Source organism: Fluviicola chungangensis (genome assembly GCF_007558725.1).
Taxonomy (GTDB): Bacteria; Bacteroidota; Bacteroidia; order Flavobacteriales_D; family Crocinitomicaceae; genus Fluviicola; species Fluviicola chungangensis.
In genome coordinates, this window is the sequence record NZ_VLPL01000001.1 from 252,556 (window position 1) to 274,962 (window position 22,407).

At 41.4% G+C, this 22,407-nt stretch carries 24 protein-coding genes and 1 tRNA gene; 8 read left to right on the top strand and 17 right to left on the bottom strand.

Annotated elements, in window-relative coordinates:
- Window positions 1-2: 2 nt before the first annotated feature.
- Both FO442_RS01190 and FO442_RS01195 read right to left on the bottom strand, forming a co-directional pair.
- The gene (locus FO442_RS01190; RefSeq protein WP_144331307.1) at window positions 3-1,085 is read right to left on the bottom strand and encodes an acyltransferase family protein; all 1,083 of its coding nucleotides are present in this window, start codon (window positions 1,083-1,085) and stop codon (window positions 3-5) included.
- 23 nt (window positions 1,086-1,108) lie between these two features.
- Entirely contained in the window at window positions 1,109-1,498 is a 390-nt protein-coding gene (locus tag FO442_RS01195) for an START-like domain-containing protein (RefSeq protein ID WP_144331308.1), read from the bottom strand.
- Window positions 1,499-1,560: 62 nt separating this feature from the next.
- On the opposite strand from FO442_RS01195, the gene FO442_RS01200 reads away from it, so the two are divergent.
- On the top strand, window positions 1,561-2,310 hold the full coding sequence (locus FO442_RS01200; RefSeq protein ID WP_144331309.1) for a methyltransferase family protein: 750 nt from the start codon (window positions 1,561-1,563) through the stop codon (window positions 2,308-2,310).
- Between the two features lie 62 nt (window positions 2,311-2,372).
- Window positions 2,373-2,446, top strand: a tRNA-Met gene (locus FO442_RS01205).
- A gap of 418 nt (window positions 2,447-2,864) precedes the next feature.
- Here the strand turns inward: FO442_RS01205 and FO442_RS01210 are convergent.
- Both FO442_RS01210 and FO442_RS01215 read right to left on the bottom strand, forming a co-directional pair.
- Window positions 2,865-3,440 carry a pentapeptide repeat-containing protein gene (locus tag FO442_RS01210; protein WP_144331310.1) on the bottom strand — a complete coding sequence of 192 codons (576 nt, stop codon included), beginning with the start codon at window positions 3,438-3,440 and terminating at the stop codon, window positions 2,865-2,867.
- The gene (locus FO442_RS01215; RefSeq protein WP_144331311.1) at window positions 3,437-3,934 is read right to left on the bottom strand and encodes a hypothetical protein; all 498 of its coding nucleotides are present in this window, start codon (window positions 3,932-3,934) and stop codon (window positions 3,437-3,439) included. The genes FO442_RS01210 and FO442_RS01215 overlap by 4 nt, the downstream gene beginning before the upstream one ends.
- A gap of 185 nt (window positions 3,935-4,119) precedes the next feature.
- On the opposite strand from FO442_RS01215, the gene FO442_RS01220 reads away from it, so the two are divergent.
- Window positions 4,120-4,746: an NAD(P)H-dependent oxidoreductase gene (locus FO442_RS01220; RefSeq protein WP_144331312.1), complete on the top strand. Its 627-nt coding sequence runs from the start codon at window positions 4,120-4,122 to the stop codon at window positions 4,744-4,746.
- 130 nt (window positions 4,747-4,876) lie between these two features.
- Here FO442_RS01220 and trxA read toward each other — a convergent pair whose 3' ends face one another.
- The 10 genes from trxA to FO442_RS01270 form a co-directional block, all read right to left on the bottom strand.
- Window positions 4,877-5,173, bottom strand: coding sequence for a thioredoxin (trxA, locus tag FO442_RS01225; protein ID WP_144331313.1), 297 nt, complete (start codon window positions 5,171-5,173; stop codon window positions 4,877-4,879).
- 85 nt (window positions 5,174-5,258) lie between these two features.
- Complete coding sequence (locus FO442_RS01230) at window positions 5,259-5,573, bottom strand: rhodanese-like domain-containing protein (RefSeq protein WP_144331314.1); 315 nt, start codon at window positions 5,571-5,573, stop codon at window positions 5,259-5,261.
- Between the two features lie 10 nt (window positions 5,574-5,583).
- A complete protein-coding gene (locus tag FO442_RS01235; RefSeq protein ID WP_144331315.1) occupies window positions 5,584-5,829 on the bottom strand; it encodes a rhodanese-like domain-containing protein in 246 nt (81 codons plus the stop codon).
- Window positions 5,830-5,837: 8 nt separating this feature from the next.
- On the bottom strand, window positions 5,838-6,035 hold the full coding sequence (locus FO442_RS01240) for a DUF6132 family protein (RefSeq protein ID WP_144331316.1): 198 nt from the start codon (window positions 6,033-6,035) through the stop codon (window positions 5,838-5,840).
- Entirely contained in the window at window positions 6,032-6,238 is a 207-nt protein-coding gene (locus FO442_RS01245) for a YgaP family membrane protein (RefSeq protein WP_144331317.1), read from the bottom strand. Before FO442_RS01245 ends, FO442_RS01240 begins: the two co-directional genes overlap by 4 nt.
- Before the next feature lie 168 nt (window positions 6,239-6,406).
- Complete coding sequence (locus FO442_RS01250) at window positions 6,407-8,137, bottom strand: phytoene desaturase family protein (RefSeq protein ID WP_144331318.1); 1,731 nt, start codon at window positions 8,135-8,137, stop codon at window positions 6,407-6,409.
- Window positions 8,138-8,305: 168 nt separating this feature from the next.
- Entirely contained in the window at window positions 8,306-9,277 is a 972-nt protein-coding gene (locus FO442_RS01255; RefSeq protein WP_144331319.1) for an SRPBCC family protein, read from the bottom strand.
- A gap of 71 nt (window positions 9,278-9,348) precedes the next feature.
- Entirely contained in the window at window positions 9,349-10,053 is a 705-nt protein-coding gene (locus FO442_RS01260) for a fibrobacter succinogenes major paralogous domain-containing protein (RefSeq protein WP_144331320.1), read from the bottom strand.
- 102 nt (window positions 10,054-10,155) lie between these two features.
- Window positions 10,156-10,644, bottom strand: a complete 489-nt coding sequence (locus FO442_RS01265; RefSeq protein ID WP_144331321.1) for a hypothetical protein — start codon at window positions 10,642-10,644, stop codon at window positions 10,156-10,158.
- Between the two features lie 4 nt (window positions 10,645-10,648).
- On the bottom strand, window positions 10,649-11,101 hold the full coding sequence (locus FO442_RS01270) for a DUF1569 domain-containing protein (protein WP_144331322.1): 453 nt from the start codon (window positions 11,099-11,101) through the stop codon (window positions 10,649-10,651).
- 269 nt (window positions 11,102-11,370) lie between these two features.
- Here FO442_RS01270 and FO442_RS01275 point away from each other — a divergent pair, with 269 nt between their 5' ends.
- Window positions 11,371-12,375, top strand: coding sequence for an alpha/beta hydrolase family protein (locus tag FO442_RS01275; RefSeq protein WP_144331323.1), 1,005 nt, complete (start codon window positions 11,371-11,373; stop codon window positions 12,373-12,375).
- A gap of 18 nt (window positions 12,376-12,393) precedes the next feature.
- Here the strand turns inward: FO442_RS01275 and FO442_RS01280 are convergent, their stop codons facing one another.
- The 3 genes from FO442_RS01280 to FO442_RS01290 form a co-directional block, all read right to left on the bottom strand.
- A complete protein-coding gene (locus FO442_RS01280) occupies window positions 12,394-12,936 on the bottom strand; it encodes a hypothetical protein (protein ID WP_144331324.1) in 543 nt (180 codons plus the stop codon).
- Between the two features lie 209 nt (window positions 12,937-13,145).
- Window positions 13,146-14,291 carry an N-acetyl-alpha-D-glucosaminyl L-malate synthase BshA gene (gene bshA / locus FO442_RS01285; protein ID WP_144331325.1) on the bottom strand — a complete coding sequence of 382 codons (1,146 nt, stop codon included), beginning with the start codon at window positions 14,289-14,291 and terminating at the stop codon, window positions 13,146-13,148.
- 198 nt (window positions 14,292-14,489) lie between these two features.
- Window positions 14,490-17,447: a serine hydrolase domain-containing protein gene (locus FO442_RS01290; protein WP_144331326.1), complete on the bottom strand. Its 2,958-nt coding sequence runs from the start codon at window positions 17,445-17,447 to the stop codon at window positions 14,490-14,492.
- A 231-nt stretch (window positions 17,448-17,678) separates the two neighbouring features.
- On the opposite strand from FO442_RS01290, the gene mutL reads away from it, so the two are divergent.
- From mutL to FO442_RS01310, 4 genes are read left to right on the top strand one after another with little or no spacing between them, the layout of a single operon-like run.
- Window positions 17,679-19,568 (top strand): DNA mismatch repair endonuclease MutL, encoded by a 1,890-nt coding sequence (gene mutL, locus FO442_RS18665; protein WP_186279821.1) that lies wholly within the window; start codon window positions 17,679-17,681, stop codon window positions 19,566-19,568.
- A gap of 1 nt (window position 19,569) precedes the next feature.
- Window positions 19,570-20,349, top strand: coding sequence for a rhomboid family intramembrane serine protease (locus FO442_RS01300; RefSeq protein WP_144331327.1), 780 nt, complete (start codon window positions 19,570-19,572; stop codon window positions 20,347-20,349).
- Between the two features lies 1 nt (window position 20,350).
- Window positions 20,351-21,241 carry a rhomboid family intramembrane serine protease gene (locus tag FO442_RS01305; protein WP_144331328.1) on the top strand — a complete coding sequence of 297 codons (891 nt, stop codon included), beginning with the start codon at window positions 20,351-20,353 and terminating at the stop codon, window positions 21,239-21,241.
- 37 nt (window positions 21,242-21,278) lie between these two features.
- The gene (locus FO442_RS01310; protein WP_144331329.1) at window positions 21,279-22,370 is read left to right on the top strand and encodes an endonuclease/exonuclease/phosphatase family protein; all 1,092 of its coding nucleotides are present in this window, start codon (window positions 21,279-21,281) and stop codon (window positions 22,368-22,370) included.
- Window positions 22,371-22,407: the final 37 nt, after the last annotated feature.

A 22,407-nucleotide genomic window follows, 5' to 3' on the forward strand; every position in this document is an offset into this window, starting at 1 on the left:
ACCTACTTTTTTATGATAATCGCATCCATCAATCGATATAAATTCCGTTTAAGCCATTTTTCTGACGGTTTTTCAATGAAAAAGGTTATTCCCGCAGCAATTAGAATACATACAGGTAGCGCAATCAAAAACGCTGCGATGTAATAATTGACTCCCCATTTCATCAGGTTGGGGATGAGGAAATAGATCGAGAAATATTGGTGAATCAGGTACAGTGCGAAGGAAATTCTCCCTAGAAATAAGGTAATGGGATTCACAATAAATTTCAGTTTCCCGAATACAAAAAGGAAGAAGATCCCATAATAAACGGTTAGCACCGCCTTGTATTCCGAATGTGAAATGTAGTAGTTTGCCCTACCCGTTTTGGTGAATAGTAAAATCTGAAGGAAATAACACCCGATGATTAAAATAATGTTCAATACAAAATTCCGTTCTTTAGCAAAGAGCCGGTAAAAAAGAATTCCCGACACAAATAAGGGGAGCGATTGAGCCAATGGGAAATTTTTGAAGTAAGCCATCGAAAACGGTTGGAACCAATGAAATTCGGTTAGGATTGTTCCCAGCAAAGTGAGAGGAATTAGAATTGCTACTGCACTTTTCAGGGATTTGGTGACAAACAGGTATCCCATTACCAGGTAGAAAAGCATTTCAATAATCATGGTCCAATAAGGTCCGTCCAGGTCTTTTACCCCAAAATAATATTGGAACATGGTTAAATTGTATAAAAAATCCCGGGTTGGTATGGCGTGTTGGGGCTCGAATCCCAAAAAGAGTTTGTTTATACAGATAATCCCAAAGGTAAATATAACAGCTGTCCAATAAGTGGGATAAAGCCTGCTGAAGCGATTGACCAAGAATTGATATCCGGATTGGATACGCTCCAGGCTCATCGTGATAACAAATCCGCTAATGATAAAGAACAGGTCAACTCCTGTTACTCCGAATTTGGTAAAAGCCAGGAATCCGGGATTTAAAAGGGAAAAATGAAACACAAGAACAATCAGCGCGGCAATTCCTCTCAGTGAATCCAGTTCACGAATGCGGCTGATTGAATCATCCTTTTTAACGGAAGGAGCTGCATTCATCGATAATCAGTTGAATTTACAGCTTATGCACCGATCACTCTTCTCAGATCACTGATCTGTGATTCCCAGAGCCGTACAATCTCATCTTTCTCTGTTTTCTCCGCGAAATCAGAAACTGTAAGGATGACAACTTTGGTCATGGGATCAATGGTGTATTTCATTTCGAAGAATGTTTCCAACTCGTCTTCCTCATCGTTTAACCATTGCCATTTGATGTATTCTCCGGCTTTTTTAGAGATTAGTCGTGCTTGTTCCTCACTCCCATCCCAATGGAATGTATACATATCATCTTTTACAATAACATCATCGGCAAACCATTCGCTCAATCCGTCAGGGGTTGACAGTAATTTATCCAAGACCCGCGGTGAGGTTTTTAATACATATTCCAATTCGAATTGTTCCTTTTTTGTCATAGTAGTTTAATAATGTTAACTTCGCGCCGAAAAATCATTTTCGAAATATACACATTTCTTTCATGGCGTTAGTACATTCATTTGAAAAAAACGGAAACAAGCTCTTCAAGTACAGAGGACAAATTCCGGTCATTTTATTCGTTTTAGCGATTCCTGTAATTTATTTTACAGATGTTCAATGTATTATGGACGATCCGCGTTGGTACTACATTTGTACCGGAGCTGCGATTGCAATGTCTGTTTTGGGACAGGTAATCCGTGCCATTGCTATTGGAACGAGTAATAAGAACACTTCGGGCAGGAATACGCAGGAACAGGTTGCTGAAGCATTGAATACGAAAGGGATTTATTCGACTGTTCGCCACCCGCTTTATTTGGGGAATTATTTTATGTGGATCGGGATAGTATGTTTTACCTTCAACATCTACTTCATTGTTATTGTAAGCTTGTTATTCTGGATTTATTACGAGCGCATCATGTTTGCAGAAGAGCGTTTCCTGGAGCGTAAATTCGGTGAAAGTTATGTAACTTGGTCGAATTCGGTTCCGGCTTTTTGGCCAAGTATGAAGAATTATATCAAAGGAGATATTCCTTTTTCAATGAAAACGATTTTACGCCGCGAGTATTCGGGGATTTCCGCAACAGTATTAGGCTTCGTTTTTGTTGCCGGATTGCGCGAATATTTTATGACATGGACTATCGCGAACCCCTTGTGTTATGTTTATTGGATCGTAGGAGCATTGCTGTTTAGCTTGATTTTCAAGTTACTAAAGCATCAGACAAAAGTTTTATACGAAGAAGACCGTTCTTAGTCTTGCACAGAAGAAAAAAGTAACTATATTTGCACCGCCTTTCAGGGAAACGAAAGGATTATGGCGAGATAGCTCAGTTGGTTAGAGCGCAGGATTCATAACCCTGAGGTCCCGAGTTCAACTCTCGGTCTCGCTACAAGAGCTCAGCATTTGCTGAGCTTTTTTTATTTGGTGCTATTTATGATCCCGAGTTCATCCCGATAGTTATCGGGACTCGGTCTCGCTACAAAAAGAAAAGGTGTGAACGCGAAAGTGCTTACACCTTTTCTTTTTTCCTCTTCTCTCACACTCAAACTCACTCTTTGTTTCACACCTTTTCTTTCAGCGTGAGAATGAGAATAGAGAGTGATTTATACGTTAATCGACAGGTTCTGAGTTCATCCCGATAGATTTTTACTGATATTGTTTCATTGATTATTCTACCTCTTATAATTTCAGATTTAGCTTCCATAGCAGCTAAATCTATGTTAAATTGATTCTCCATAAATTATAGGATTTGAATCGCTTATCCTGTGAAGAGTGCTAATTTAAAATAGTAATTGTGGAAAGTAAAACTAATCTTTAATCACCAAATCATATTTCGTCAACAGACCAATCAACCCATTCGAAGAAAAAATGGTTTTCTTGATCCGGTTCCGTTCCGGGTTGATATCAAAATTGATTGCTGAACTGAAATCTGCTTTGTCCAGGATACTCCGATCGAAAATACTGCGCGTCAGATCACAATTCTGAAACACGGCCTGGGTAAGATCGGCTTCTGAAAAATCTACTTCCTTGATGATGGAATTCGTGAAGCGGGTATTTTTCATTTTTCGGGAATGAAAGGTCGCATAATCCAGGCTGCAATCGGTAAACTGAACTGCAAACAGGAAGTCGTTGCAGGCACTGAAGTCTACTCCTACGATCTTACAATCTTTAAAATGCACATCTTTTAACCCTGCGTATTTCAGGATAGTCAGCGAGAAATTGCAGCTTTCAAATTCACAATCCACGAAATCGATCTGACTGAAATTACTTTTGGAAAAATCACAGTCTACAAAATAACAATTGCTGAATTCATTGTTAACGAGTTGTTTGTTGGCGTAATTGACCTTGTGGAATGTTTTTCCTTCGTGGAGTTTGTTGCTCATTTTAGCTTAAATGAATTTGAAATTTGTTCAATAGATGCTTTTACTTTCGGATAGGCGTCTTCACTGCATGCGAATACAAGCATGAATGATTGGTTATTGTGAAGCACAAAAAACTCTTCGATTCGGAATGGTTCTGAATCGTCTTCGTTTGCGCCCTGAAAAACAAGATGAAGCATTTCCTTACCTCCGATATTTAGGATTTCGTCTTTTACGGCTTTTGCATTTTCCAAACCGGAATTTTCCAATAATTCCTTTCGAGTCTCACTTAGTGACATCTCGTCTGAAGGTGTGGCGATTAATGTAGTGATTAATTTAGGGTTTTCCTCATCGTCGATCAAAACAATTCCCATATCATCTATTTCTTCGAGATACCATTTGGAAGAAAATTGAATGGAGTAATCTTGCCGTTCGAGTGTTTTTAAATTCCCCTGTGTTGTCCCGGTCAAGGGAGTAATCAGAAAAAAAAGAAGGGTGTACAGGATGTTTGATTTCATGAACTAAAAATAGTGATAATGCTTGTTTTTCGGATGTTTTACAGATGATTTATTTCTGGGATTCATCGTTTACTAATTCGCCATTTAGCGAACAGGCAGTTTCTTCATGGAAACCAGTTTCATAAAGTATATTGGTGTCTTTTTGAAACTATTCTGATGTACCTTTGTTTCAAAATACAGAAATAATGAATTTAATAGACACATTGAATTGGCGATACGCCGCGAAACGCATGACTTCCGAGAAAGTATCAGACACAAAAGTTACCGAGATCCTGGAAGCGATTAATTTAACAGCAACTTCTGCAGGAATGCAGCCTTTCAGGGTTATTGTCGTTTCAAACCCGGAAATTAAAGCCAAATTGCAAGCTGCATCTTTCAATCCGCAAGTAAGCGAATCCTCTCACTTATTGGTTTTCGCTTCGTATTCGCATGTTTCGCAAGCGCATGTCGATGAATATATTTCATTGGTTGCAAAAACAAGAAATGTTCCGCTTGAGAGTCTGGACCCATTCAAAGAAAAACTCTCCGCATTTGCGAGCATGCCTGAGGAATTCGTAAAAACATGGGCGGCTAAACAAGCATACATTGCATTGGGAACCGCAATTGTAGCTGCTGCGAATTTAAAAGTAGACAGCACACCGATGGAAGGATTTGACAATGCCGCTTTTGATGAGATCCTTGGCTTGAGTGAAAAAGGCCTTCAATCAGCTGTGATCCTGGCATTGGGTTACCGTAATGAAGAACTGGATCCGTACGCAAAAGCGAAAAAAGTAAGGATTCCTTTGGATGAATTGACTATTACGTTGAACTAACCGATAACCAACTCAACTCAAAGAAAAGAGTCCGTTGCGGCACGGCGGGCTCTTTTTTTTCGAATACCTGACGTCATATTGCGTTGTTACGTCAAATGGCAAAATAACAAAATAGCAAGTCAGCTTTTTGTTATTGATGTTGCTTGATAATTTGTGCCAACTGGTTTGCCTGAACGACTCCTGATTGTCTCCAAACCGGCTGTCCTTTTTTGAACAAAATTAAAGTCGGAATGCTCTTGATCTGGTATTTACTTGCCGCATGTGGATTTTTGTCTACATCGACTTTTAATACCGATGCACTGTTTCCCAATTTGGATTTCAAATCTTCCAAGATCGGTTTCATCGTTTTACAAGGCCCGCACCATTCGGCAAAAAAGTCAACCAGAACAGGTCTGTCGGAATTTATAATTTCTGAAAAAGATGCCATAATGTATTTTTTTTAAAGTTAGAAAATCACCGGATGATTTACCAGTAACCATTTTCCAATAGTTGTTAAAACCACCCTTTTTGAATCATTGGAGCTGTTGTTGAAGATCGATCCATCCGCCACCGTTGTAGACTTCTTTGAATCCTGTGGAGCTTAATATATTTTTTGCGGATGCACTCCTCATTCCTGAGGCACAGCACGTAATAACCGGTCTGTCTTTTTTGATCTTTAAAGCATTTTCTGAAATAAGTGACAAAGGGATATTTACCGCTCCTTTGATGTGTCCTGTATTAAACTCAATAGGTGTTCGCACATCAATGGTCTGTGCTCCCCGACTCATTAATTCCCTAAAATCGGCTTTCGGACTGATCCCGAAAAGACTTTTTAAATAATTGATCATTTGTGTTTTTTTAATGAATTGCATTTACATCCAGCCAACTACCTCCGTTCGAACAAGCAATACCCTGACTTTGAAGGAACAAAGCGGCCTGGGCACTTCGTTGACCGCTGGCACAACATAAGATAATGGGTTGAGGTAAGCGGGTAATGTCGTCTAAACGATTGGGAATTTCCTGAACGGGAATATTGATGCTGCCTGCTACGTGTCCACCCATAAATTCTGCATGCGAACGAACATCAATGATTGTTTTTTTCATTTGGTCCTCTATTTTGAATTGATTTTAAAGCTGCTGAAAAGCAAAAAGCCCATGAAGGCCCCATATAATGTACTGTTGAACGGTTTGGATGTAATGGCACACGAGCCGCTGGAACAACCGACGAAATGGTAATAAGCATATCCTCCGATTCCACCGACAATTCCACCGATAATGTGCAGTTTGTATTTTTTCAGGAATGACTTCATGATTGATGATTTTTACCGGAACCTCTGAATAGCGCATACAACGGACAAAAACCAATGGCGCTGGTAAGTGTAAAAATAACTGCAACAACAAGTGCAATTATGGCCAGTGTTCCCGTAAGGTATCCTGAAAAATAGAGTATAACGATCACGATGGATAATGAAATCCGAATGATCCGATCCGCGAGGTGCATATTTGTTTTCATAGTTACTTTGTTTTGACAAAGTTGACACAATGAAAATTCTTTTACAGTGACTTTTGTCACAATCCGGTAAAAAATTTGATCAGATTTCGGCATAAAACAACTTTTTTGCCTGTTCTGCTTGATTTTTTTATTCAAACAGGTGGTTGAATCCATTCATGGATTGATCTGCTAAATCACCTGACTACTGCTTTGGTCCTCTTCCCTGCGCTTCATTTTCTTTTGCGCCGGAGTTGGATCTTTGATCCAGGAATTGTCGTATTTCACCAATAAATCCGAATTTTTCAATTCATCCGCTTCAATTTTTCCATCCATATACCTGGAGAGCAGTTTAAAACGTTTTTTGTCTTCTTTTTGAAGCACCAATAAAGTCGTGTTAATAGACGATTTGATGGCAATGGGAATTCCACCGCCCAAATCTGCCCAATGTCCGCTTAGAAACAGGTTGTTGACGGGTGTAATGTAGGAGGCAACTTTTCCCTGGTAATTTTCTTTTCCCGGTTTTTGCGCCATCATGGTCCCGTTTTTATTTCCCGTATAGCGATGGTGTGTAATCGGTGTGGCAACATCACAATACAAAATGTGCTTCCGCAGGTTCGGGATCAGTTTTTCTGCCACCCGGTCAATCAGGATGTTTGCGTATTCGTCCTTAATACGGTTGTATGCTTCTCCGCGGAGGTAATTTCCGTGCTCATCGATCTCGCAGCCCCAGAAATTGTTGTTTTCCATCCATGCAGGAATAAAGAGTGTGATTGTTCCGTGCTCCGGCAATGCGAGGGATTTATCCCGGACGGTAGAGGCCAAAATGTGAATTCCGCTCAAATGAGGATCTCCCTGTCCCAAATCATCCCGTGAAACGGAAGTGTCAGCCAAAAAAATGATTTCTTCTCCCAAGCCAAGCTCCTCCGCCGGACAATCGATTCCCAGTGCAATGGTGATTGCAGAGGCATACAAAGGCGCATCTTTCAATCTGTCCTTCATTTTATCCGGCACGGATTTCCCGGGAAGCATTTTTTCAAACAAGGTTTCAGCATCGCAAGCTGCAATGATGTATTTACCGGAAACGGCGTGTTCTGTCCCGCGGTGATCAAACTTCACTCCTTTTGCTACATTTTCTTCTACAATTACCTGGCTTACTTTGGATTTAAAAAAAATCTCACCACCCATGGTTTCCGTGGCATGCATCAACCATTCGGGGAAACTTTGACTTCCTCCCTCCGGTGGAAGCTGGAAATCGTTGATATAAGCCCAGGAAATTGGGATCAGGCAGGATAATACGTCCGGTTCGGAACAAAATACCCGGTGTAACTTTTCATCGGTAAAATAGCGGTTAAGTCCTTTCTTCAGCTTTTCCTCACCCGTGTATCGCACATGAGGAATGAAGGGTAAGGCAAAACCGAGCATGCGCAATCCATGGATCGGGTATTCATACCAGGTCATGGAATTCATAGTACGGCTTAAATTGGAATAGCGGTCAAACGATTTTCCGATGCGTTTGGCATCTCTAAAAAAACGGATGATCCCTTTTTTTTCATGCGGGAATTCCCTGATCCATTGTTCTTTCAGTTCATCAGGGTTATTGGTCACCATGTAGTCAAAATCCTTGCTGACAAAGCGGCGAATGTTCTTCTGTTCCCTGCATTTGGGGTAATCATCCCCGATGATTTTGAAGATTTTAGTCACTAAACCGTTCGGTCCGCAGTTGTTGAGCCAGTGAATGGCAGAATCGAAGCGAAAATCATGCCGGCGAAAACCAGCCAGGTATCCTCCCGGACGATTATCCATTTCAATCACACAACAGGAAATTCCGGCCTTGCTGAAAAGGGCTGCAGAGGTTAATCCACTAATTCCACCACCGATAATGACAACATCGTAGTGTTGTTTAGGATTGATTCCTCGCATCGTTTAAGTTAAGAGCCGACAAGATAGGAAGAATTGAGGAAATGAAGATCAAAAACGAAAGTTTTAGTGGGTGTAAAAACTCATTTTCACAAGTGTAGGGAAATATAAATCCACAAGAGACCTTTTTTGCTTAGTGTCTCTTCAAACCGCTTCATATTCATTTGTTCCTTAGTCTTGCAGATTCGTCCGTTCGGAATTTGCCTTGATATGCTTCAACACGCGGTTGTGGATAGAATGTACAATGTAATTGCTCCACATTCGCCAATAAAACTCTGGTTTGATGCGGTGATAATACCAGGTAGTGCCTTCCAATCGCGTATTTCCGTTAGGAAGTGCGATCAGTTTGAATTGCCCTTTTTTCGAAACAAAATAATCATGCAAATGGGGTGCATCTACATCCCAAAAATTAATTTCTTTCATAGGAGCTGGTTGCTCCAATACGTCAAAAGCTAATAGTTTCGGTTCATTCCAAACGGTAATCGGTTCTACAAAACTTCCGGTAGTGAAATTGCAATAACGAATAGCCCCTGCCCCATTTCCCTTGATCCTGGCATTGATGGGATAAGCTACCCCGGTTTTGAACAGGAATTCGGTAGGTTCGTTTAATTGGGGGAATTCTACCACGTTTTTCCAAACGACTTCCGGACTGGCATCGATATCAATACCGGTTGTTACGGAAGTAATGGATGGAGCAGAATCTTTTTCGATAAAGCTGAAGACCGGAATAATAAATAACAGCGCAATAATCGTTGGAGCTCCACCTTTTGGTTTTTTTGAAATAACTTCATATCCGATTACGGATCCTATCCAAACCAGGAAAAATGCAAACGGAAGTGCCATAATGATGCAAATCAAACCTTCCAATGCGAAAAGCATCATGGCGAAACAATAAAACAACAGCGTGAGTGAACCAATATAAAAAGCATCACTTCGGGTAATCGGTTTCTTTTTTCCATAAATAATTACAGGACAAATCCCTATAAATAACGGAGTAATGACAAATAAAGCAAACCCATATTCTCCCGCACAATAAATACACACGACAGTAAGCAGTACAGCGATCAGAACGGTGAATGCAATGGCACGTATTTTCCTTTTCCGGTCATTTTCCGGAGTCAGCCAGGCTGTTAATTTGCTCATAAAAGAAATTTGGCTGCAATTTAATTATAATTTGCTGTAAGTTCTTTCCGGTTAAAAACAATCGGAAACGACTATTCATCCTTCACGCATCGTACCGAATATCCGCTCAGATTTTCTCCGCCGATCAAAAACAAAGGGTCTCGGGTATTTATCAGAGACCAGACCCACCAGGTTAAATCTGTTGTCTGGTGTTTTGTCCACCAGCGCGTTTCTTCACTGATCCGTTGAAATACACCTTTTTCATCGCGGTATCCATCGGGCAAAGCAGTAAATCCTGTTTCGTTCGTTGTATTTAAAGTATATGGATTGAACATAAATCGTGTTGACCAATGCAGCGTGTCTTTTAGTTTCGCTCCTGCTATTTTGCTTCCTCCCAGGAAATTCTCCAGTATTTTGATGTCCTCGTATTTGGGAACACGCCAACCTTGAGGAGCAATGTTTCGCGAATCTAAAATAGTGAAGCCGTTATAGAGTTTTCCCATCAGTTTTCGAAGCTCTTTCTCTTGATCCGGAATTAGATGAAACCCGGAAAGATCATAGTCGCAATAACCCGGGGAAACCGTGCTCACCCATTGCTCTTTCTTCCGCAGGCAAGCAATACTATCTCCATTCCTGAAATGCGTTACTTTCAGGTTTTCGACCATCCAGGTTTGGGTTCCGATCCTTACCGTATGATAGACATTTCCATCAATATCCACTACTGTATCCTGTTGGATTTGAGAAAATCCGTAAGAAATGCTTACCAGGAACGCGTAAAGTACGGTCAGTTTTCCCACGAACCGGATTTTAAATTCGTTCTCCGGTTCAATCCCTTCGGGAATCTCATATGAGTGTCGGACCAGGTTTCGTATAAATAATTCATTCCTTCTCTGAAAAAATTAAAATTCCTGAACTAGACCGTTTAGCGGAACGTTGTGTGCAAAAATCACCTGGTTTGTTCTCGGATCGCGGCATTCCCAAATTGTCCCGGATCTCGCGCGGAGGCTTGTGTCATCAATGATAATGATATTTTTCAGTTTCTTTTTTGAATCATTCGGTAAAATCAGCATTTGTCCTTCCATTGCGCAATGCATCAATTGGTTCCATAAAAGGTCTTTTTGTTCCGGTTTAAAGATTGGAAACGGATCTTTGAGATCAATCGAATCATTTTTATCGGCATATTCATCGAAAAGCCCGATCAGCAATTCATTTTGAAAGCTTAAAAAATCCGGCTTGCTGACATAGACGGAATAACCCGCAGTATAAAAATGGACAAAGCTCTGCTCTTGCCATTCCAGTTTGACAGTGGTTTCTTTTCTTGTTTGACTAAACAAAGAAGCTGATGCAAACATCATGAAGACTAAAAAAAAGGTAGCGTACTTTTTCATAATTTCAGTTATTAAATTGTCTTAAATGATGATCGGTGTGTTTATAGGCCATTAAACCAATCTGTTCTTTGGTCATTCGCCCAAAGAAATCATGGATAAATGTCGGGTTAGAATAGTTTTCATACGCTTGGATAAGTTGTATCCATTCGTGTTTTTTCTTTGAAATATCTCCGTTTGGTTCTTTTACTTTAAATTGTCCGGAAGTTGGTACGCCACGGTTAAACGGCTGGTCATCACGGGTTATTTTCTTTAAAGCCATCCTCCCGAACAGCTTTCCGATAAATCCTTGTTTGTATCTGTGATTTCCCTTTCCCTGGATCCATTCTTCCCAGGTTTTACAGTGTGTAAGCATTTGGTATAGGTTCATTTTTCCCCACTGCGCTTGTGCATTTTCAGGAATGTTTTGAATGCGCACAATTAACTCATTACGAGTCTCCTCATCAAATATGGTCTTCATAAGCATAGTTGAATATACAGGAAATAATAGACGAAACCAAGAAAAAGGACGATTAAATAGTAAAAAAGAGAGTTGTTTCTTTTTTACTATTTAATCGAATAGAATAAAAACGAACTCTTATATTTTCAATGCGTTCATTCACCACGAAAAATACGGACTTTACTTACCTTATTCTCAAGCTGGAATGGGATCTTAAAAAGAAAACCGGCCATTAACATTTATTGGAAGCCGGTTTTCAAACTTTTTTATTTCTTTGACAAAAAAATGAAATGCTTAAATCAAATCTCATTCTCTTTCTGCTTATTTCTGTCGTAAATGTGAATGCACAGAAAATTGTTCCGGGAACTACCTTTACCCAGTTCAGCTTGAAATCCAAAAATGATACCATTGACTTTGTAGTAGCAGACACCGATTTGACAGTAAAAAAACCGGTGTTTTTATTTGTGCAGGGCTCCCTGCCTATTCCTTTATTTGTTGAATTCCCCGGACAAGGTGTTTTCCCGATGGCTTTGGGGAACTTTGATATGCAAAACCTGAAGCAGCATTTCCATGTGGTGACTATTTCAATGCCCAAAATCCCGGTACTCGTAACGAGAGATCATGTGAATGACGGGTATATGTATATAACAGATTCCACCTACAAAAACAGCATTCCAGACTCCTATCTGAAAGCCGATTACCTGGAGAATTATGTGGATCGTGCCAATAAGGTGCTGAGCTTTTTAAGGAAACAAAAATGGGTCGATAACAGCCGATTAGTAGTAGCCGGTCACTCGCAAGGATCCCGCATTGTAGCTGAATTGGCTGCCACTAATCCGAAAATTACACACGCCGGCTTATTTGGATTTAGTCCATTGGGGCGTGTACACGAGCAGGTTTGGTTGAATTACAAGGAGTTTATCAAAGGAAACAGTTCCTGGGAAGATTATGAAGCGAAGCAAAACCAACAACTTGAATTTCAGAAACAAATCGTTGCCGATAAAGGAGAGGATATCGGAATGATTCCCTGGAAGTCTTTTACAGGAATCGGTTTTGAACGCCTGGCCCGGATAAAAACACCGCTGTATATTGCATACGGAACAGAAGATAAATGTGCTTTTGTAAGCGAATTGATTCCGTTCTATTTTGTCACGGCCGGAAAAACCAATTATGAAATGAAACGCTACAATGGATTAGAACACAACTATTTCCCGGTGGCAGGCGGAAAAGTCGATTATGAAAACGGAAAATGGCCGGAAGTGATGAACGCATTTGTGGAATGGAGCCTAAAATAATTAACAAAACAACCCGGATTATTCGGGAATGATTCGCTGGTCAGCAACCTGTAAATGCGATTCGACTTTCCAGAATTTATTCCAGTGCTTGTCTGTTCCCTGGAGGTGTTCGACTTCTTCGAATTTCGCAATCCGGTCATTGTAGAAATAACTGGTACCCCAAATATTGGTAAACTCCAGTTTCCACTCACACCGGTGCTTGGAAAGCGTTTTCATATCATATTTAAACCCGCCAAAAATGGCAGTTCGCATCATGGTACCGGACACAAAAACTTCATCCAGGTCTTTGGGGGTGGTATGATGGTGACGGTAATAATCAAACACCTCTGCAACGATGATTTTTGCCTGTCTTTTGGTGGAATAGTCTTCCAATAACAAGAAAAGCGAAACACACGAAAGGATTGAAATTATGGGTGAAAGCTTCGTTTTTTTTCGAGTTACTTCCCAAACAAACAAGCCGGCAGAAAGAGCAAGCAATACCAACCCGAAAGAGGGATTGTAGTAATAAACTATCAGCGAAATAAGAAATAAAACAATGTTCTGTCGTACTAAATACCTCATAGTGAACCGGTTTTTGTTAGCGCATGTACCCAATGTATCACATTAAATGTTAAAAAACAAAAAATCGCCGGAAGTTTTATTTCCGACGATAGTTATTTTGGTTCATTCCTGATTGAACCCGTTTAAATAAAGGTCAAGTGTCCGACTTTTAAGCAGATGCACTGAACAGGCTTACGGGATCGTTGAATTGACAAGAGTTGATTCCTGAACTAGATCTTCACAGTATCCCCGTGCCCTTTGAGTACCGATTCATATAATTCTTCGTAAAGAGGAAGTATATTCGCCAAATCAAATGTCTTTGCCTGTGCCAATGCATTCTTGCGGAAAGTCTGGTGTGTTTCTTTGTTTTCCAGGATCCGGATTGCATTCGCAGCCATGGATTCCACGTCGCCTACATTGGATGTGAACCCGGAATAACCGTCAATATTTACTTCCGGAATTCCTCCTGTATTGGAAGAAACTACCGGAACTCCCTCTGCCATGGCTTCCAAAGCTGCCAAACCGAAGCTTTCGGTTTCGGAAGGCAATAAGAACAAATCGCTCAATTCCAAGATAGGTCCTGTTTCTCGTACTTTTCCAATGAATCGGATATTCTGGCAGATTCCCAAATCACGCGCCAAACGTTCTACAATTGCGCGATCCGGGCCATCACCTGCGAGCAATAATTTAGCAGGAAGTTTTTCCTGTACTAACTGAAAAATGCGTACCACGTCAGTTATACGCTTCACCGGACGGAAATTCGAAATATGACACAAGATCAATTCATCGTCTTTCGCATAATGCCTGCGTTTCTCCAGATTAATTACCGGCAATTCCGCTTTCGGCTGAATGAAATTCGGGATCACGTGGATTTTACGCGTCGTTTCAAAATGTGCATAGGTATCTTTCATCAAGCTTTCGGAAACTGCGGTAACAGCATCGGAGGCATTGATACAGAATGAAATTACCGGTTCGAAGGAAGGGTCCTTGCCAACCAGGGTGATATCTGTTCCGTGAAGTGTTGTTATGAATGGAATATTGATTCCCTGAGCTTTCAGTATCTGCTGTGCCATAAATGCTGCAGAGGCATGGGGAATGGCGTAATGCACGTGCAACAGGTCTAATCCTTCGTATTTCACCACATCGACTACTTTACTGGCTAATTCCGTTTCGTATGGTTGGTATTCGAAAAGAGGGTAGTCGGAAAGCTGCACTTCATGATAAAAAATATTCTCACGGAAGCTTCCCAAACGAACGGGTTGCGAATACGTGATAAAATGAACCAAATGTCCTTTCTGAGCCAAGGCTTTCCCCAGTTCTGTAGCTACTACACCACTCCCTCCAAATGTGGGATACAATACAATTCCGATTTTCATATGCGTCTGTCTGTTTAATTTGAATACATCTGCGTGTAAGCTGATTTCATCAAAAGCAGTTTTATTTTGATTTTAAACTGCACGAATGTTTGTTTTTTTTATTTTCCAGCCGATGCTGATCTTTATCGAAAACGCAGTATTTGTGCCGATTCTAAACTGCGCTACCGTTTGTTTCCTTATTGAAAGCTATGCTTTCTCTTATTTCTGTCGTGCTTCGAAAAGTGCTTCATAGATTACTCGCTGAATCTCTGTTCGCACGCTCATCTTTGTAATTTTCCAATTGTCTGCATCCGGATAAACCCGGTTTGATAAAAACACGAAATTTACCTTGTATTCAGGGTCCGCCCAGGTAATAGTTCCCGTAAAGCCCGAATGACCGAACGTTGACGGAGATACCAGGTCACAGGTCGGACCGTTCTTACTACTTACAGTCGGTTTATCAAAACCAATTCCCCTTCTGTTCCCGGGACAAAATTGGCATGCCGTAAACTGATCTACAATTTCTTTTTTGATGATCGATTGGTCTCCTATCTGCCCTTTGTTTAACAGAAATTGCATAAATGCAGCCAGATCAGTGGCGTTCGAAAACAATCCTGCATGGCCGGCAACTCCTCCCATCATGGCTGCTCCCGGATCGTGCACGTATCCGTGGATCAGCTGTTTACGGAATTCTTTGTCATATTCAGTAGGTACAATACGTTTCTTATTGAACTTTTTCAGTGGCAAATAGGTCATCGTTTGTAATCCCAAGGGTTGATAGATTTCTTTATCCACAAACTCGTTTTGTCCCATTCCACTTGTGATCTCTATGTATTTATTGAAAAAATAATAGCTCAGATCGGAATATTCGTATGATTTTTTACCGGTCAAAGGTGTTTCAACAATGATTTTCAACATGGTTTTCCAGTAATCATTCTTGATGAAAATGTTATCTGCGACTACTTTGTTGTAAATACCGTTATCGGTTTTGTGATAGATTGCCGGGTCCAATTCGCCATTTTCCATTGTCCGCTTATAAAATGCAATCCAGGGTGTCAAACCTGCCTGGTGGGTTAATAGGTCAATGGCTTTCAGGTCTGCGTAAGGAGTTTCTTTCACGTATTCCGGGACTAATTGGCCCAGCTCCATTTTTTCATCGAATTGGTTCAGTGTTTTCAGAAGCATCAAAGCCGCTGTGGAGGAAGCGATTTTTGTAATCGATGCAATGTCGTAAATGTGTTCATTGGTAATGCTGTCACCGTTTTCATAGATCGTTGTTCCGTATGATTTCTGAATGATGATCTTTCCGTCAATGGCCACAACGATCTGACATCCGGGAAATGCTTTTGCTTCGATTGCTTTTGCTACGATATCATCTACTTCTTTTAGCTTTTCCGGGTTTAATCCTAATTCTTCCGGTTGGGAATACTTCAGGCGTCCATTATTCTTTACTTCGATTCCAAAACCGAATTTCCACCGATTATTGATATCGGTTGCCAATTTCCCTTCGATGTCGAATGCACCCATCAGTGCTTGGGCGGTCCTTTCCTGAGCAGCGGCGGTATTTTCATATCCGCAAAGGATCGACTTTACGCTTTTGGGGAATTCGGTTTCATTTTGAAGTGCCAGGGGATTTCCAAACAATACTACTGTTGCTTTTGCATTTTCAGGAATCAGGTCCAATACCTGTTTCCATGAACCGAACCCGTAATTGTTGCGTGCCCGTTGTCCGTCGGAATGGAAATCCAGGATGTAATGAGCTTCCGGGTTTAACGTAACTTCTTTCAATCTCCGGACAGCTTCTTCCGGTGTAAAATATTTATAATGAGTGACTTTGGCGTAATCGTTTAAACGATCTCTGAAAGCAGAGGTGTGTGTACCTACAGCGATGCGAATAATCTTGTGATCCAGTCTGTCGATCGGTAAATGGTCATTCTCATTTTTGATGCATAACAAGGCTTTTTCATAGACCTGGTTGATGATTAGGTTTCGTTCCGGTGCAGGATCTTTACGCTTGATCATGGGTTTGTGAACGATTGCCTGGTATTTGGCTCGTAAAATACGTTTGCAGTGTTCGTTTACCGCTTCCTTACTCAATTCACCACTTTCCATTTTTGAATAAATCAGTTGGATGGCGTCCGAAACATTTTCAGGGAATAGTAAGATGTCGCAGCCGGCCAGATAAGCTTTCGCTACCACTTCTGATTTTCCATATTTATCCGAAACAGCTTTCATATTTAACGCATCCGAGATTATCAGGCCCTTAAAACCAAGTTTTTTACGCAGGTAGGTTTCGATGATGACTTTGGATAAACTGCTTGGAGTTCCGCTAGGGTCCAGCGAAGGAACATTCAGGTGTGCAACCATTACGGAACGTGTACCGGCTTCAATTCCGCTTTTAAAAGGCAGAAAATCGCTGGTTTCAAATTCATTTACAGAGTGGGAAACGGTCGGAAGCTCTTTGTGTGAATCTTTATCCGTGTCGCCGTGTCCCGGGAAATGCTTCACACAGGAAATAATCCCCGCGTTTTCAATTCCCTTTACCATGGCTGCTGTTTGTTTGGCTACTTGCTGCGGATTCGCACCGAAAGCACGGAACCCGATGACCGGGTTTTGTGGATTCAAGTTGACATCTGCTACGGGAGAAAAGTTCATGTGGATTCCAAGCATGCCGCACTCCACTCCCATTTGGTAACCGATGCGTTCTGTCAGGTCCGGATTATTCGCTGCGCCAATGGTTTGCTGATATGGAAAACGTGATTCACCGGAAAGCCGCATGGCTGTTCCCCATTCGGCATCCATCCCGATTAGTAAGGGAAGTTCCGCATGCGACTGCATTTGCTGTATGGCATCCTGCAGGTTATCGCGTTCCCCCTGGAAAAAGATCAATCCACCGATTTTCTGTTCTTTTACCAGGGTCTCCGTTTCTGCCAGGTGCTCTTTCCCTTTGTTCGACCAGCAAGCAACCATGAATGACTGTGCAATGCGTTCTTTCATTGAGAGCTTTGCAAGTTCGGCTGATACCCATTGGTCTTCTTCTTTATCTGCAGCAATATTTGTTTGATGTTTCCCGGTAGAATGACGTTCGGGTGTCTTTAAAAGTGCCGAAGTGATCAGCCCGGATCCGGTAACCAGGACCAATATGAATGGAGTTTTGCGAAATATCTTTCTGTTCATAAAACAAAATTAAGCTAATTGATCGGACAACTCGATCTCTATAAATTAATTTTTCACTTTGAGCCTGTTGAAATCCATTCCGGAATTCCGGATTAACCTGACAGGCTGTCAGCCGAAAAAAAATGGAACGGGAATTGTTAAAAAGGCAGTGAATATCCGTTAGAAGAAAATAATGGCGACACGAATGTTTGCCAATATCAAAAGCTAACGCTTTTTCTTATTTTTGTTGGTATGTCAGATATTATTCGTTTACTTCCGGATCACGTAGCAAATCAGATTGCAGCAGGTGAAGTTGTTCAAAGACCGGCTTCTGTTGTAAAAGAATTAGTGGAGAATAGTATTGACGCCGGAGCAACAAAAATCGAACTGTATATCAAAGATGCGGGGCGCACGCTGATTCAAATCGTGGACAATGGAAAGGGAATGTCGCCTTTGGATGCGCGTATGTGTTTTGAGCGGCATGCTACCAGTAAAATCGCACATGCAGACGATCTGTTTGCCCTGAAAACAAAAGGATTTCGTGGAGAAGCGCTGGCATCCATCGCCGCAATCGCGCATGTTACGCTTCAAACGAAACGTGCCGATGACGAGTTGGGAACAAAGATCCTGATCGAGGGAACGGAAGTAATCAGCCAGGAACCGGCACAATGTCCGGTTGGTTGTAATTTCGAAATCAAGAACCTGTTTTTTAATGTTCCTGCCCGACGGAATTTCCTGAAATCGGACAATGTAGAATTCAAACACATTATCGATGAATTTGAACGGGTAGTTCTTCCGCACCACGATATCGCTTTTCGATTGGTTCACAACGACCAGGAAATATACCACCTGGTTCCCGCACCTTTAAGGAAACGCATCGTGGATGTTTTCGGGAAAAAATTCGGTGACAACCTCGTTCCGGTTACGGAACATACGGATATCGTGGCATTGGACGGTTTTGTAGGAAAACCTGAGGTAGCAAAAAAATCGCGCGGAGAGCAGTTTTTGTTCGTCAATAACCGTTTTTTCAAAGACACCTATTTCAATCATGCTATTTCAGCGGCCTTTGAGCACTTGCTCCCGTCCAAATTATTTCCCGGTTATTTTCTATTCCTGGAAGTTGATCCGAAGCAGATCGATGTGAATGTACATCCGACCAAAACGGAGATTAAATTTGAAGAAGACAAGGCAATATACAGCATAATCCGCAGCGCGGTGCGTTTGGGTTTAGGAAAATTCAATATTACACCTACTCTGGATTTTGATCGTGAAAGTGAATTTGATTTGCCGGTATCGATGTTGAACCAAACTCCGGTTGCTCCGGAAATCAGGGTAGATAAGTCGTACAATCCGTTTCATGTGCAGCATACACGGGAAGGGCAATTTTCGGGAGAAAACTCCAATTCTGCTGCTGCTTCAACGAAAAACAATGCTTTTTCTTCCGCACTCAACAAGGCCGGTTTTGGTTCCCAATTCCAGTCTGCAAGCCTGGATGAATTGTGGAGTTCGGAAACGGTCAATGAAGAATCGGTGAACCATCAAACAGAGGAAAAATCGGTTCAGATTGACCTGGATATAGAAACACTGAGATCCATTGGTCCATTCATTTTAAAAGGCTCTTTTGTAATCGGATCCGTCCCGGAAGGATTATTGGTCATACATTACCGCAGGGCTTACGAACGTATGTTATACGATGACCTGATGCGCGGATTTTTTATCAATCCTCTAGCATCACAGCAACTGATTTTCCCCATGGAAAAAGTCATGTCCAAGCAGGAACAATTGGCCTGGAACGAGCACGAAAAAACACTTTCACGGATCGGGTTCAACTGGTCGTGGGCAGATCAGGAGTTACACATCGACGGAATTCCCCAGATATTGGATGAATCAACGGTTTTATCTTGCGTAGACAAAATACTGGAACAACTCCAAATGGGAACTTTGGATAAAGGGGAAATTGCACATACCGTATTATCACAAATTGCATTCGGAGGAAGTATGTCTTTCAAACTTCAAAGTAACCAGGAAGCTATTTCCGACTTTATAGCACGACTGTTCGAGTCGGATGAACACACTTTTTCTCCTTCGGGGAAGCGCATTATTGCACAAATTACAAATGAACAATTAATACAACTGTTTTGACATGTTTGGAAATATACAGCCGGTAACCAAGAATTTATTATTGCTGAACATCGCTATGTTCCTTTTGATGGCATTTTTTCAATACCAGGGAAATGGAATTGATTTGGAGGGCTTGCTTGGAGCTCATTATTTCGGTACTCCTTTGTTTCAGCCATACCAGATCGTTTCGCACTTTTTTATGCATGGAGGAATCCTGCATATTTTCATGAACATGTATATTTTGGTGATGTTCGGAAGTTTCCTGGAACGATTATGGGGTCCGAAGCGTTATTTTGTTCTCTATGTTGCTTCCGCTCTCGGTGCGTACCTGTTATACAGCAGTTTCGGTTTTTTTCAGATCTCCGAATTGAAAGCTACAATTAATAATCCGGATGCTTTGGCTGCTTTGAACGGTCTTTTAAAAGATGTGGGAAGAAATATATCGGATCAGGACCTGATGCATATTGCAGAAAGATACGGGGTTGGTTTTGGATCTCAATACAACGCAATGGTAGAATACGCGATTAAATCCACTGTTCCGATGGTTGGTGCTTCCGGGGCTATTTTCGGGTTACTGGCTGCTTTTGCCATTTTATTCCCGAACACAGAATTAATGCTCATTTTTCCTCCGATTCCAATAAAAGCAAAATGGTTGATTGGCGGGTATTTCGTATTTGAAGTGTACAATAGTTTTCAAAATAATGCAGGAGATAATGTGGCTCATTTGGCTCACGTTGGTGGGGCAATTGTAGGTGCTATTATTGTCTTGATTTGGCGTCGAACAGGTAAAAACTTTTATTAATATGCAAGATCGAAGCTTATCAGAAGAATTGAAATTCCAATTTAAATTCGGAGGAATGCATATCCGCTTGATTTTTATCAACGCTTTGGTATTCCTTGCAATGCTTTTTTTAGGACTGGCTTGGAATGCTTCGCACAGTGAGTGGATTAATTGGGTAATGATCAATGTTTTTACCCTTCAAACGGACCCGCATCAATTTATGTATGCTCCGCTGGGCTTGATCACCAGTATTTTTACTCATTTCGAATTCTTCCATTTTTTATTCAACATGATCTTCCTCTATTTTGCGGGAAGTTTGTTTAAGCAGTTCTTTTCAGACAGGAGAATGCTTCATGTATACATCGTCGGGGGAATTGTCGGGGGACTTTTTGAATTAATTGCAAACCAGTTTCTGGGCAGAGGAACCGTTGTGCTTGGTGCTTCGGGTTCCATTATGGCTTTGTTTATTGCCATTTCCGTCTACAAACCGAATATTACCATAAGTCTTTTCGGCGTATTTCCGGTTAAGATTTATGTATTGGCACTTATTTACATTGTCAGTGATCTGGCTCAAACGATCAATCACGACGGAGTTGCACATTTCGCGCATTTAGGTGGTGCACTGATCGGGTTCCTTTCGGTACAGAACCTCTACTCTTCTTCCAATATCATCAATTGGACGGAAAGTATGCATCAGCGGATTTTAAGTTTCTTTGACGGCAGAAAGAACCGCAGACCGAGAATGAAAGCTCAAAAAGGCGGCAGAGTGGTTAAAACGGATGAAGAGTACAACATGGATGCGAAGGCCAAGCAGGAACGAATCGACAAGATTTTGGATAAAATTTCCAAATCCGGTTATGAGTCATTGACCAAAGCCGAAAAAGACTTCTTATTTTCGCAAAGCAATAAGTAATTTGAGTTGGTTTAAAAAGATAGCACGATTTTCAACGGTGATAAAGATTCTCTCTATCACATCCATTTGCTGCCTGCTACTGGCCTACCTGGCACCGTATGTTCATCCGTCAACGATCCGTATTCTGCCTTTTTTCGGGTTAATGTATCCCATTTTCATTTGCCTTGCTTTGATTTTGATGATCTATTGGGCGTTTGCTAAATCCCGCTGGTTTTTCTACATCCTGATTGCCATCCTATTTGGTGGAAACCTGCATTTCAGGACTTTATCGGTCACCTTTTCTGATCCGAAGCCGGAGAAAGAAGTTTCTTCCTGGAACATCATGAGTTACAATGTGCGTTTGTTTGACGTATACAACTCATCCATAGAAGGCAGGAACCAATCGCGTGACAGCATCATTAGTTATGTTCAGCGCGTAGATCCGGATGTGATTTGCTTCCAGGAATTTTTTCACCAGGACAAACCTTCGGCCTTTTCCACGAGAGACACGCTGATTAGCCTGATGGGGTTTACGGATTACCACGAACGGTATTCTCACCGCATTCGCAACAGGCAGAATTTCGGGATTTGCATGCTCTCGAAATACCCGATCATAGCGAAAGGAGACGTCATGTTCAAGAATTTCAAAACGACCGATAATTATTGCATTTTTGCTGATATTGTCAAAGGAAGGGATACAATCCGGTTTTACGATATTCATTTGCAATCACTCAAACTGCAGCAGGAAGACTACGAATTGTTCGGCGAGAAAAACAAACAGGCCGGGGCAAAAAAATCCACTCTCCGTTTGTTGATTGACAAACTGCGGATTGCTTATCCGGCGCGAGCTGAACAAGCTGAACGTGTGGTGGAACACATGAAGACTTCTCCGTACCCGGTAGTTATTTGCGGGGATTTTAACGATACGCCGATGTCGTACGTCTACAACCAGTTTAATACAGATTTAGTTGATTCCTACAGGGAAACGACTACAGGTATTGGTGTCACATATGTAGGGCGTGTGCCGGCTGGAAGAATTGACTATATTTTTCACTCCGGGGATTTGGGGGCGTATGACTTTGGAATTCAATCAGCTGCATTCTCCGATCACAGAGCTGTTCATTGCAAAATTTATAAAAAGTCCCGCTAAAAATTCGGAGTCATTCTGATTGTTTGAATTATTCGGT